The following is a 12294-nucleotide window of genomic DNA, read 5'->3' on the forward strand; positions in this document are numbered from 1 at the left end:
AACGCCGATCATCAATTGATCAGATAATGACCTTCGCATCAACATAGCTGCTGCTGTAAAAAACGCGATTCTCAATGGCTTGGCGATCGCCGGTCATGCGATCCGGCTCCAGTGCGTCAGCGCCATGTCGTTGTAGCGCCGCATGGCCGCCACCATGGCCCCGCGCCGGCCGACATCGACCAGCTCGGCCGGCAGCAAGGGATCGGAATTGATCGCGCGCAGCACGGATTGGCCCAAGAGATAGGTTTCGCGCGCGGCATCTCTGGTGGCCATTTGCCGCACGCGATCGGTGCTCGCCGCCATTTCGGCCAGCCAATGATCATAGCCTGCCTCCAGCGTCGCGGCGGGCCATAAAGCACGGAAATCGCGGTCCTGCCCCGGCTCCGCCATGCAGCCGGCGAGAAGCGGCGCCTCCCCTTCCAGCCCCAGCCCGGCGAGCGTGGTGCGCAGCGCGGCGGCGTCTTGCGCCAGATTGTCGGCGCGCACCCAGGTGCCCGCGCCGGCATGGGCAAAGCCGGTGAGGCGAAGCGCATGCTCCCGGCGCTGCAGCCGCGCGCGATCGGTACGGCCGAGCGCATGGGTCAGCACCAGCAGCCATGCGCCCGTCCAGGGCCGCACGCTTTCCTCCACCCGCATCCAGCCGCGCGCCTTGGCATGGAGCGCCGCCGCCGCCGGCCCCAGCGCATAGACGCCGCGTTCGGGCTGCTGCGCCATGCCCTCGCGCACCAGCCGCCCCAGCGCGACGCGCACCGCCGCCGGCTCGATGCCGAAGATCGCCCCGCGCCCGATCAGCGTCGCTGCCGGCAGCGGCTGTGGCGCGGCGGTGGACAGCAGCCACAGCGCCAGCGAGCGCGGCGACACCGGATCGCGCCAGTCATGTAACATGCTTTGACTCATCATGCAGGAATGCGTTATATCGATCGGCGAGAGGAGAGCCAGCGTGAAGGTATCCGATTATCTGTCATCCGAGGAGCTGGTGGCGCTGACGCAGCGGTCGGATGCGCGCGCCTGGTGGGCCTTTGCGATGAACTGGGGGCTGATCGCCGCCGCCTTTGGCATGGCGATCGCCTGGCCCAATCCGCTGACGATCGTGCTGGCGGTGCTGATCCTGGCGGGGCGGCAGCTTGGCCTGGGCATCCTGGTGCATGATTGCGCGCATCACGCCCTGTTCCGCGATCGCCGCACCAACGAGACGGTTGGCCAGTGGCTCGCCGGGACGCCGATCAACCTCTCGCTCGCCTCCTATCGCACCTATCACCTGGCGCATCACCGCTATGCCGGCACGCCGCAGGATCCTGACCTCGGCTTTGTCGCCAGCTATCCCATCTCGCGCACGTCGCTGCGGCGCAAGTTCCTGCGCGACATCACCGGGCGCACCGGGGTGCGTGATCTGCGCCGCTCGTTTGCGCGCTTCCGCCTCGCGACGCACTGGCCGTGGCTGCTGTTCCACGTCGCGCTGTTCGCCGCTTTGGCGCTGGCGGGCGGTTGGTGGGCCTATGGACTGTGGTGGGTGGCGGAGCTGTTCGTCTATCCCGTGATCGTCCGCCTGCGGCAGATCGGCGAACATGGCGTGGTGCCCGATCGCGGCTCGCCCGATCCGCGGCTCAACACCTCCACCACCATCGCGCGCTGGTGGGAACGGCTGTTCATCGCGCCCAACCACGTCAATTACCATGTCGAGCATCACCTCGCGGCCGGCATCCCGCCCTATCGCCTGCCCCGCATGCACCGCCTGTTGAGCGAACGCGGCTTCTATGACGGGCATGACGCCTTGTCGCGCGGCTATGTCGACGTCCTGCGCCGCGCCACGCGCCAGCCGGCATAAGGCCCGCGCGGTTTCGGCGGCGGGTCTGCTCGACCTTGGGGCAGCGGACGCCAGCCGCGCAGATTGCGATGCGTACGGCGCCCGCCAAGTAACGGTCACGCCCACACAGCGCTAAATTCCGGTTAACGCCGCGACCGGATAATATCCGGATTTCGCACGACAATCGCGGCAGGCCACAGCCGCATCTCCTTTCACAGGAGATATTATGCCGCCTTTTGCCGCGCAGGACCTGCTTTCCGTCAGGGAGGTCGCCGCGCATCCGAACAAGCCTAGCTGGGCCAATCTCGTCGCGCATATCCATGTCGATCCCGTGCCCCAGGACCTGTGCGGGCCGGGGCTGTACGCGCTGTTCCTGGATGGCGCGCTATTCTACATCGGGCTGCATGTCGGCGCCGATGCCGATCCCGGCCTGCCGGTGCTGGAGCGGTGGAAGCTGCACGTCGTGGGGCAGACGCTTCGTGCCAAGGCGATCAGCTTCAGCCCGACGCCGCTGAACCAGGTGCTGCGCGGCCCCGATGCGTCGGGCCTTGCCGATGATCTCGCGGCCTGCCTGCCGAACGGGCGCGACACCGACTGCCACGCCGCCACCCCCCATCCGCTGCTCGGCGGATCGCATTGCACCGCGCAAAAGGCCGCCTTCGCCAGCGCCCATTGGGATAGTCTGCGCAGCGCCGCACCCGATGCGCTGCTGGCGCGGATCACCTGCCTGTTCCGCCCCCTGCCCGCCGGCTGGGACGCGCTGCTCGACGGTGCCGCGGGGCGCGAGCGGGGCGATTGGGTGCGCGAGCAATGGTTGCGCCCGGCCGAGACCCGGCTGGTGGAGCGGTTCCGCCCGATCTGCAACGCCTGCATCCCGATTGGCACGCACCACCCCCGCCTGGACGCGGGCGAGGTCGGCGCCGCGCTGGAGACGATCTTCCCGGCCGCGCTGCCGCCGTTCGACCGAGCGGTCTATGACGCCCGCGTCGCGCGTCGCCGCCCTGCCCCGCGTGCGCTGGTGGAGGCCTATGCCGCGCCGGGTACGGTGGCGGACGATCACGTCGCGGAACTGGCGGAGGATGAGGGGCTGAGCCGCGGCGAGCTGGCCTTCCGCCAGCGCCTGTCCCCGGCCGGGAGCAGCTTGGTCGATGCGCTGCTGGATGCCTGCCCGGCGCCCTTCCAGCCCTACTTCACCAACGTGCCCGATCTGCGCATCCGTCTGGGCGAGGCAGGCCGGACGCTGATGATGCTGCGCACGGCGCGCGGCCAGCTCCATTGCTTCTCCAAGGCCGACGTGGCGACCGTGGCTGCGCTGAAAACGGGGCCGGACCTGGGGCTGGAACGGGGGCTGGCGGCGGAGCCGGTGGAGAACGATCCGATGCGATCGCGCGTCACGCTTGATCCGGCGACCGCCACGCCGGCGCTGCTGCTGGCGATCGCGCAGGCCGCGGCGGAGGCCGTCGCGGACTGAGCGGGGCGCGAATTGAGCGGGCTGGGGGCGGGCGGATGGACCGCTTGCCCCCTTCCCTGCCGTGCCCTGCCCCGCGCAGTCCTGCCCGGCTCCGTCCTGTCCTGCCCTGTCCTGCCAGCCAGGCGACCCGCTCGGTCGCCTGTTGAGGCGCGTCAGCCGCCGCCCAGCAGCGCCTCGGGATCGAGCAGGGTGAGCGCCGCGCCCTCCCCTGCCCCATCCTCCGCTTTGCGCCAGCGCCACAGCACCAGATTGCGCCCGCCGCGATGCTGGACGGAAGGGACCAGCGCACCCTGCGCCCCGGCGGCGATCAGCGCCTGCGCCAGTGTCCAGCTCGGCGGCGTCTCGCGGCGGATCATGTGGATCTCGCGCCACAGGCAGGCGGTGACCGCGGGATCCCATGTCGTGAGGTCCGCCACCCGCTCGGCCGCCAGGTCAAAGGCGACCAGCGTGCCCGGCCGGATCAGATCCTGATGCATTTCCCGGATAGCGGTATTGTAGTCCGCCGACAGGTATAGCGCGGGCGTGCCGGGCGCATTCCAGCGACCGCCCGTCAGATGCGATCCGCTGTCATAGGGGCGGCGCTGCCAGCGGATGCCCAGCATGCGCCAGAACCGGCCCTGGAGCGGCGAGAGCGGGGGCAGGTCGGCCATGATGACGGGTGATCCCGGGCGGTCGCCGGCGGATCAGGCGTAGGCGCCCTGGTCCATGCTCTCCAGCGTCCACATCACCGCATCGGCATGGCCCTCCTCCACCAGCTCCTCGGCGGTCTTGCCGAAGCCGGCGATCGGCTGATGCTTGAACCAGATGATCGCGCGCCCCTCATCCCCCGCCAGCTCGGCGGCGCGCGCGATGATGCGGGCGATCTCGCCAAGCTTCGCCTGCACGGCGGGGCTTTCCGGCCGCGCGGCCATGGTATTGCGGTTGAGGTGAGCAAGCTTGGCGAGGCGGGACATGGGAAGGCGCAACCGCTCGGCCATGCGACGCGGCGCGATCATATCGGCATCGCGGATGTCATCGAGGAAAGCGGCAAGCATGAGTGCACTCCTTGCCTGTTATATGCATCAACGCCCGCCCCGGTTCAATGAATCCCTCTTCCCATCAAGTTCATGTCATCAAGACTGGTTAGAGGGTTTATGGAATAGGTTAGAAGGTTAGCCGGCCGGCACATGCTCGCAAGTCACTGTAAAGACGAGCGAACTACCGTGCAGGCTGTTCCCGATATGTCGGCCGGGCGTTCCTGAAGTGGCGATACGGGCGTTCCCGAAGTGTCGTGAAACTGTTCCTGAAGGGGCGACAGATGTTCCCGGAGTGTCGATGGACCCTGGGATAGCGTCTTTCGAGCGCACGGTTTGAATCAATTTCGCGCGCTTGTTGGATGGAGAGGTTCAAAATCGCGAGGTGCCGGTGATCTCGTCGGGTGGCAGCGGTTGCAACCCGACACTTCGGGAACGGAACGTCGGATTGGCGGGCGGTACGTTGGGGTAACAGGCGCGTCCCGACGCGGAATTGCGATCGGCTGGAATGAGAGACAATCGTACCGGCGCTGAAGCCCGATGTCGAACGATGCGCGGCTTGATGCACCAGCGCAGCGGCGACAGGCCTGTCCCCTCCCCTGCCCCCGCGTGATGCCCGCGAACCCTGCCCCCCGGCGCTGACCTGCACCCCGGCGAAGGCCGGGGCCCAGTTGGAAAGGCCGGGGCAATTGCCACCGCAAGTCGCAACTTCCTCATCCCTCTGCCGCGACGTTCAACGATGATAGTGACGCATCGCACGACCTCACGACAGGCCTCTTCCTGTTCCCGCACTTTCAACCAAGACGCGCGGCAAGCGGCCAAGTCTGGCACAGACTTCGACAAGCTCGCTACGAGCGGGGATGCGGGCGCCGCACCGGCACGATCAACCATCGAGCCCATCACGCTTGCTCCAGTCAGATCCACGTCCGCCGACCCGTGGCGCAACTTTCTCCGTCATGCCGGGCGTTGTTCCGGCATCCACTGTGCCGCGCAGCTTGCGCCCTCGAGTGTGCGCAACAGCGGATCCCGACACAAATCCGGAATGACGCAGCCTGTGCCGCCGTCGAACTATCCTGCAGAGGTTTCGCTCGCGCGAGCTGCATCGAACTCGCGTGATGGCCGGGAGATAGTCACCAGCGCCCAGGCCATTGCCGGTCAGCCGGCGAGACAAGCATAAGCAAGGGGGAAGGCGCCCGCCCGCCACGATCGGCAGCGGGATCAGCGGCCGAGATGGTGGCGGTGCTTGGCGTCCCAGCGCTTCACGAAACCGATAAAGGCATTCTGGTAGCTCACCGGCGTACGGGCAGGATCGGCGGCGAGCCACTGGCGGAATTCCTCGTGCAGCGCCTGATAATCCCAGCCCGGGCATTCCGCCTTCAGCGTCGCAAGCGTCGCATCGGTCAGGTCGCCGGCGCTGGCGCGATGGGCGAGGCTCTTCACCGATCGCCGGATCATGGCGGCAGTGGCGGAGAGCTCCGCAATACGCTCGGGCGAGGGTGTTTCCCCGGGGAAACGCTGGGCAGGCGAGGGGGCCATGATGGCGCCCGCGGCCACGCTGGCGCGCGTGTCCGGGGCGCCCCCGCCTTCGCCGCCGTCGCGCGCCACATGGTCGAGCGGCAGGGCAGGGGAGGCCGCGACCTTCGCCGGCGCGGCGCCCTCCACCGTCTCGCCCGTCACTGCCTCGGCCGTCTCTGTCTGCGGCGGCACGGCCTTGCCCCGCGACGTCCGCTTGCCCGTGTCCGCACCCGCGGCGCGTGCCGAGGGGCCGCCATCCGCCCGCCGCCGCATCCGCAGCATCGGCTCGCGCTTGTCGGCGGGCTGCTCGATCGCAAGCGAATAGCCGGGCAGGGGGTCCTTCTCGGCAATCTTGGCGATCTCGAACTTGAAGCGGCGATACTGGCCTTCCGCGCCCGACTTTTCGAACAGCGTCGGCATGGAAATGGCGAAACCGGCCTCTCCGGCGCCGCCCGCGTGCTTGCGCGCGACCTTGTAGAGCCAGCGTTCGCGCCCACCGGTCAGGTCGAAATAGGCGCGATCGATGCTGAGCACGCCGCCCGTCATCATCACGCCTTCCCAGAACCAGTTGGAAAGCTCGATCGTCATGCCGCGCGATCGCTCGGTCTTCTCGTCCACCAGCTGCGTCCAGCCATCGAGCCAGCTGAACGTCGCCTCTCGGCGCCCCCTGCCGGAGGCCGGCTCAGGTGAGGCGTCGGCACGAATGTTGGTCTTGATCGTCGTCGCGACCAACCGGTCGAGTGCCTGGCCGAGCAGCTCATAGGCCCGTCCCGTGGTCGGCCGCCCGATCGCGCGCAGCAGGTCATAGGGCATGAGATGCAGCTTGCGAGGCACGTCGTTGACCCCGCGCCTCGCCATGTCGGCCAGCACGCTGGCGCAATAGATCAGGATGTCGGCATCCCAGATCGTCGCCATGCCGTAATCGGGATTGGCCGACACATGGACCCACAGCTTGCCGTCGGGGCTTCGGTAGTCGATCGGCTTCACCCGCTTCGACTTCGCCAGGCTGAAGAAGGGGCGCTCCATCATCTCGCGCTGGTCGCGCAGCGCGAGATCGGCGACATAAGGGAGGAAGAGGTCGAACTGGTTCGAGACGGACGCGCGGCCAGCCTTGCTCATGCGGCGTTTCCCCGGGGAAACACGTGCGGGGCAGGCGAGGGCAAGCCGTGTTTCCCCGGGGAAACACAAGGTGCAGCATCTGCCGTGTCGTGATCGCGGCCGGCCCCGCGAGGCAAGTCCCGCCTGTCCCTCAGGAGCCATGGATCCCGGATCACGCCCGGGATGGCGGCGAGGCGGATCAGCCGCGAGCCACGTCGCGCGGCGCCGCGCTGCCGGTCACCGGCACGCAGGTGCCCATGTTTCCCCGGGGAAACAGGGCCCGGCGGCGCGGCTCCCCTGACCGTCGAGGCGCCCGCTCGGATCACCGTTGCAGGCCCCGCCCCTCGATCTCCAGATGATCGAGCGCCTGGCGCAGCGCCGCGGCGAGATCGTCATGGCTGGCGCCCGATCCGGCGTGAAGGCGGATCGTGACGCCCCGGCGATTGGCCGATTGGATGGTGAGGGCAGGGCGGCCGTGGTTGGTCGTCCAGGTCCATGGCTCTGCCGCCGGGCCGGCCGCGGCGCGCGGTGCCTCGAGAAGCTGGCGCACCACCTCGGCGGCATTCCACTGGGCCAAGCCATTGTCCCTGCGGCTTTTCTGGTCACGGGTGAGCGCGCGCGCCTTGGCCAGGATCGCCGGGGCGGCGGCCTTGTCATCCAGCGCCTGGGCCAGCGCATAGCCGGGCTTCAACTGCACGTCGGCGGGTGAGGCAAAGGCCTGCACCACCGCATCGGGCAGGGCCGCGACCTTCAGCATCTTGGACAGCCAACCCTTGGAGAGCTTCAGCCGCTCCGCCATGCGCGTCAGGTGATTGCCGTAATGGCTCTTGAGCGCGGCGGCGTAATTGCGCGCGCGTTCCAGGTCGGACACGTCCTTGCGCGCGCGGTTCTCCAGATCGGCGAGGCGAAAGGCGGCTTCGTCGTCGAGCGCGGCGACCTGCGCCACGAACATCATGTCGGGATAGCTGTGCGCGCGCAGCCAGGAGATCGACCAGTGCCGCCGCGTACCGGCGATCACCTCATAATCATGCGCCGGATCGCCATCGACACGGCGCACGACCGCCGGCACTTTCTGCCCGCCCTCGGCCACGATCGAATCGATCAGCTCGCGGCAGCTTTCCTCGCTAAGATGCGCATAAGACCGGGCATTTCCCGGCCAGATGCGCACGCGGGCGGGATCAAGCAGCAATTGCGTGACCTGGCGGACCTCGCCCGAGGCGACCCGCGCCAGCGCCGATTCCCGGCCGAGCAGCGTCGTGCCGCGCAGCCGCTCGCGCGTGGCTGGCAGGGGTGCGGGTAGCGGGGCGGGGGGTCCATCCGCCTGCGGCCGGTCCGGCTGCGGCGTGGTGGTGGGGGCAGGCGGGGGCGGCGTGGCGAGCGGCTCGTCATCGGCGAGCAGCCCGGCGAGGTAGTCGGATTGTTTACGCGCCATCACATGCCTCCCCTGCTGGCGAAAACGCGCGGAACATATGCGGAACAATGGCGTGTAGGAAAGGGGTGGGCGGTGGAGGCTGCCTTGCTATGCCGCGGCATGAATCACATCCTCCTCGCGCGCCGGCGCCACGCGGCCCCAGCCCTGGCGGACGAGCTGCTCGATCTGCCCCAGCGCCTCGTCCAGATTGGTGCGGCAGCGCTTGTGCGTCTTGGGCGTGCCGATCGGCTTTTCCAGCTCATAGACCGTCATCATGCGCAGCGCGGCGTGGCTGATCTCGGCCGAATCGAGGATCGGCACCGGCAGCAGCGCCGGGCCGAAGCTTTGCTCCATGATCGCGCGGACCATGGCGTGGCTGGGATCATTCGCGTCGAACTTGGAACAGATCAGACGGACGAAGCTGTAATCCACCTGGATCCCGGCGCCTTCGAGCTGGCGCAGCACCTGATCCATCATCGACAGGAATTGCACGGTGGAGCAGAAATCGGGCGTCGTCGCCGCCAGCGGCACCAGCAGCGCATTGGCCGCCTGCATCACCGCCAGGCTGATCGTGCCGAGCGCGGGCGGGGGATCGAGAATGACCACGTCATAATCCCGCGCAAGATCGACAAGCCCTTGTTTCAGCTTGCGAAATCGAGCCGCCAACACGGATTGTCCATTGGAGCCCGCCGCCGCCAGCTCATATTCCACGTCGAACAATTCGAGGTTGGACGGGATCAGATCGACGTTCGGCCAGGGCGTGCGCTTCACCGCATAGCCAAGATCCGCCTCGGTCGGGTCGATCGACAGATAGGGGTAGAGCGTTTCCTCCCGCGTGATGTTGAAATGCGGGTTGAAGCCGAACAGGGTGGTGGTGGTCGCCTGGCTGTCGCAATCCACCACCAGCACGCGATAGCCCTGCACCGCGAAATAATGCGCCAGATGCGTGGTGACGGTGGATTTGCCGACGCCGCCCTTGAAATTCTGCACCGCGATGATCGCCGGCACGTCCAGCGGCGCGCGGGCAGGGGAGGCGCCCAGCACCTGGCGCATGTGGAGCATTTCCTCCACCGTATAGCCGAGCCGCCGGCCGCTCTCGCTGGCGGGGGGTGGGGGGAGGCGGCCGTCGTCCTCGGCCATGCGGATGCGATTGGTCGAGCAGCCGAGCAGCGCGGCGGCCTCGGCAATGCCGAAGCGGACGTTGAGGCCCTTGCGGCTTTCCGGCAGGAACGCCTTGCGCCGCAGCCGTTCGATCATCCGCTCGCCGGCCTCGGCAAGATCGCCGATCTGGCTGGTGATTGCATTCATGCCGGAGCCCCGCGCGTCGATTGAAGCTTGTTCGCGCACTCATCGCACGATTTGGTTCAATCGCGCAAGATCGTTACGGCGAGCGTTCGGCAGGGCCTGTTCAGAGGATCAAGATCGCAGGCGGCGGGTCAGCTCGCCAGGGCGTAAAGCGCCGCCGGTGGCACCGATGGCTGCTGAAACACCAGCCGGGGGCGGGGCGTGCCGCGCTCCATCCGCAGCCCGGCGCGCGCGCCGATCACCGCCGCCTGCGTCCGGTTGGTGACGCCAAGCCGCGACAGGAGCACCCGGATTCGCGCCTTCACCGCGCCCTCCGATGTCTGGTGCAGGCGCGCGATCTCCTTGTTCGACAGCCCTTCGGACAGGCAGCGCATCAACTGCCACTGCTCCTCGTCCAGCCCCGCCTGATCGAGCATGTCGCCGTCGTGCGGCGCGGGGCACAGCAGATCGGGGGTGGTGCAGATCGGCTGGCCGAGCGCCGCGAGCGCCGCGACATGCGCAAGCTGCCGCCCGTCGAGCGCCGGCGAGGCGAGCGAGACGCTGCGCCCTGCCGCCTGAAGCTGCGCCACCAGCGGCTGCTGCGCTTGGCCGCCGATCACCACCCAATTGGCGATCGGCAGCGCGGCCATGCCTTGCGCGAGGTCCGCGGGATCATGATCCGCCGCGATCAGCGCCACGTCGGGGATGCGATCGGCGCCGGCGGGGCCATCATCATTGGTCGCGGCGAAGCCATGGCCGCCGGGCGCGGCGCGCGCGGGCAGGACCTCGATGTTCTGGATGCGCAGGGCGGCGACAATGGCTTCGCGCCAAATGTTGTTGGTGCACAGCAGCACCGCGCGCAGCGCATCTTGCATGAAGTAATTCCCCCCTAGATTGAACACTCCCGGCCCCGTCCGGTATGTTCACCGTTCCTTAAGCAGACTTTGCCGCACTTACGAAGATGTCAGTAGGAGTGCGTCGATAGTTGCACGCCCCTGCCTCTTTGTGAGTATTCTGGCGTCCTTCGCGTGAACCATGGCGCGCCCGGCGTCTAAAGACGCACGCCCGCGATCATCCGGTCCGCTGTGCGATCCATCGACCCGGCGGCGCTTTCCGAAGAGCAGCGCCAGCGTCCGATGCGCGATTGTTGCCGGGGCGCCGTTTCCGCAACCTTGTTGGCGGGGGCAAGCAGCTTCAACCGAACAGTTCCCGTGTCCTGACGCACGGCGAGAACTGGAGGGGGGGAAGATATCACTTGCAGACCCAGCATGACCAACAGGAGGTAATCATGAAGGCTCTCGCACTTATTTCGGCCGCCACGCTGGCGATGGTTGCGGCTGCTGCACCGGCTTCGGCGCAGGTCGGCAAGGATTCGGAACAGTATAAGCTGGCGCTGTCCGGCACGGTCGCCAGCAACTGCGAACTGCTCCCCGAGGGCAGCGGCACCTACAATGTCAACATGAGCGAGACGGGCAACCAGGGCGTGCTGACCATCGCTTATGCCTGCAACTCGCCTTACACCGTCTCGCTCCAGTCGCTGAACGGCGGCATGCGTCACGCCGAATCGAACGGCTCGGTCAACGTGCGCTATGACGTGGAAGCCAGCTTCCTGGGCCTCGGCATCGGCGCCACCAGCACCAGCTCGGCTGCGATGAAGAATGCGCCGGTCGTGATCGTCACCGACAATGACTGGACCAACATCCTGCTCAACGGCGGCACCCGCACCGGCAACCTCGACCTGCAGTTCAACGGCCTGTCGAACTATGAAGTCGCCGGCACCTATTCGGACGAGCTGACGATCACGCTCGCCGCGAACTTCTGAGCACCCCCCGGTCTCAGGATCTCGCGGTCGGGGGGAGGGGGTCGCTCCCCTTCCCCCCACTCGCGCCGCCGATCCGGGCCGTCGGGCACATCATCGCTTTGGGGGGAAACGATATGTTCAACCATGCACGCCGGGCGCTTGGCCTGGCCGGCTTCGCCATCGCCGCCAGCGCCGGCACGTCCGCGCTCGCTTATGATCTGAAGCCCATCGTGATCCAGCTTGCGCCATCGGGCGCGCGCGCCGCGCAGACGGCGGTGATCACCAACACTCATGACGTGCCGATCGCCATCGAGGTAAAGGCGTTTCAGCGCGCGCAGAAACCGGACGGGTCCGATACGCTGACGGCCGATGACGAGAATATCATCGTCTCCCCGCCGCAGATGGTGATCCCGCCCAAGTCGTCGCAAAGCTTTCGCGTGCAATGGGTCGGCGACACCGCCCCCACCACCGAGCTTGCCTTTCGCATCGTCACCGAACAGCTGCCGATCCAGTTCAAGGAACAGGTGCGCAGCGATCTGACCGCCGATGTGACGATGCGGTACCGCTATGAAGCGGCGCTCTATGTCATGCCGGAGAACCGCCAGGCGAAGGCGACGCTGGCCGGCGTCGCCGCGGTGAAGAATGCCGCCGGCGAGGACGAGCTGGAATTGCGCATCAAGTCCGAAGGCACCAGCCGCGCGATCCTTGACCGCCCGGTGCTGGAGCTGAGCGCGGACGGCACGCCGCATCGTCTGGAAGGGGAGGCGGTGAAATCGCTGGCCGGGCTGAACATCCTGCCCGGCGTGGAGCGGGTGGTGCGGATCGCCATGCCCGCCGATCTCAAGGGTCACGCCCTCTCCGGCAAGCTGACCACCCAGTATATCACGCTGAACTAGG

General features: G+C 67.7%; 11 protein-coding genes. 4 read left to right on the top strand and 7 right to left on the bottom strand.

Features of this window, described 5'->3' with window-relative positions; genetic code table 11:
* Positions 1-93 precede the first annotated feature (93 nt).
* A complete protein-coding gene (locus BMX36_RS16265; protein ID WP_177179188.1) occupies positions 94-885 on the bottom strand; it encodes a PaaX in 792 nt (263 codons plus the stop codon).
* Between the two features lie 55 nt (positions 886-940).
* Here BMX36_RS16265 and BMX36_RS16270 point away from each other — a divergent pair, with 55 nt between their 5' ends.
* Together BMX36_RS16270 and BMX36_RS16275 are read left to right on the top strand one after the other, a co-directional pair.
* Entirely contained in the window at positions 941-1825 is an 885-nt protein-coding gene (locus BMX36_RS16270) for a fatty acid desaturase family protein (RefSeq protein WP_256210851.1), read from the top strand.
* 205 nt (positions 1826-2030) lie between these two features.
* Positions 2031-3275, top strand: a complete 1245-nt coding sequence (locus BMX36_RS16275) for a hypothetical protein (protein WP_093067141.1) — start codon at positions 2031-2033, stop codon at positions 3273-3275.
* Positions 3276-3427: 152 nt separating this feature from the next.
* Here the strand turns inward: BMX36_RS16275 and BMX36_RS16280 are convergent, their stop codons facing one another.
* From BMX36_RS16280 to BMX36_RS16305, 6 genes are all read right to left on the bottom strand, one after another.
* Positions 3428-3925 (bottom strand): RES family NAD+ phosphorylase, encoded by a 498-nt coding sequence (locus tag BMX36_RS16280; protein ID WP_093067143.1) that lies wholly within the window; start codon positions 3923-3925, stop codon positions 3428-3430.
* Between the two features lie 33 nt (positions 3926-3958).
* A complete protein-coding gene (locus BMX36_RS16285) occupies positions 3959-4309 on the bottom strand; it encodes a hypothetical protein (RefSeq protein WP_066778186.1) in 351 nt (116 codons plus the stop codon).
* A gap of 1197 nt (positions 4310-5506) precedes the next feature.
* A complete protein-coding gene (locus BMX36_RS16290) occupies positions 5507-6922 on the bottom strand; it encodes a replication initiator protein A (protein WP_093067145.1) in 1416 nt (471 codons plus the stop codon).
* A gap of 301 nt (positions 6923-7223) precedes the next feature.
* Positions 7224-8333 (bottom strand): ParB/RepB/Spo0J family partition protein, encoded by a 1110-nt coding sequence (locus BMX36_RS16295; RefSeq protein ID WP_093067147.1) that lies wholly within the window; start codon positions 8331-8333, stop codon positions 7224-7226.
* An 87-nt stretch (positions 8334-8420) separates the two neighbouring features.
* Positions 8421-9620, bottom strand: a complete 1200-nt coding sequence (locus tag BMX36_RS16300; RefSeq protein WP_066775938.1) for an AAA family ATPase — start codon at positions 9618-9620, stop codon at positions 8421-8423.
* Positions 9621-9748: 128 nt separating this feature from the next.
* Positions 9749-10471, bottom strand: coding sequence for a helix-turn-helix transcriptional regulator (locus BMX36_RS16305; RefSeq protein WP_093067149.1), 723 nt, complete (start codon positions 10469-10471; stop codon positions 9749-9751).
* A gap of 413 nt (positions 10472-10884) precedes the next feature.
* Between BMX36_RS16305 and BMX36_RS16310 the strand changes: the two genes are divergently transcribed.
* Positions 10885-11418 (top strand): hypothetical protein, encoded by a 534-nt coding sequence (locus BMX36_RS16310; protein WP_066775934.1) that lies wholly within the window; start codon positions 10885-10887, stop codon positions 11416-11418.
* 113 nt (positions 11419-11531) lie between these two features.
* Positions 11532-12293 (top strand): fimbria/pilus periplasmic chaperone, encoded by a 762-nt coding sequence (locus BMX36_RS16315; protein WP_093067151.1) that lies wholly within the window; start codon positions 11532-11534, stop codon positions 12291-12293.
* Position 12294 lies beyond the last annotated feature (1 nt).

The organism is Sphingomonas sp. OV641 (assembly GCF_900109205.1).
In the GTDB taxonomy this organism is placed as follows: Bacteria; Pseudomonadota; Alphaproteobacteria; order Sphingomonadales; family Sphingomonadaceae; genus Sphingomonas.

Bases quoted from the DNA above. Each gene is read 5' to 3' on its own strand.
- BMX36_RS16310 (WP_066775934.1), top strand. From the start codon at position 10,885: ATGAAGGCTCTCGCACTTATTTCGGCCGCCACGCTGGCGATGGTTGCG.
- BMX36_RS16275 (WP_093067141.1), top strand. From the start codon at position 2,031: ATGCCGCCTTTTGCCGCGCAGGACCTGCTTTCCGTCAGGGAGGTCGCC.
- BMX36_RS16265 (WP_177179188.1), bottom strand. From the start codon at position 885: ATGTTACATGACTGGCGCGATCCGGTGTCGCCGCGCTCGCTGGCGCTG.
- BMX36_RS16280 (WP_093067143.1), bottom strand. From the start codon at position 3,925: ATGGCCGACCTGCCCCCGCTCTCGCCGCTCCAGGGCCGGTTCTGGCGC.
- BMX36_RS16300 (WP_066775938.1), bottom strand. From the start codon at position 9,620: ATGAATGCAATCACCAGCCAGATCGGCGATCTTGCCGAGGCCGGCGAG.
- BMX36_RS16305 (WP_093067149.1), bottom strand. From the start codon at position 10,471: ATGCAAGATGCGCTGCGCGCGGTGCTGCTGTGCACCAACAACATTTGG.
- BMX36_RS16315 (WP_093067151.1), top strand. From the start codon at position 11,532: ATGTTCAACCATGCACGCCGGGCGCTTGGCCTGGCCGGCTTCGCCATC.
- BMX36_RS16290 (WP_093067145.1), bottom strand. From the start codon at position 6,922: ATGAGCAAGGCTGGCCGCGCGTCCGTCTCGAACCAGTTCGACCTCTTC.
- BMX36_RS16285 (WP_066778186.1), bottom strand. From the start codon at position 4,309: ATGCTTGCCGCTTTCCTCGATGACATCCGCGATGCCGATATGATCGCG.
- BMX36_RS16295 (WP_093067147.1), bottom strand. From the start codon at position 8,333: ATGGCGCGTAAACAATCCGACTACCTCGCCGGGCTGCTCGCCGATGAC.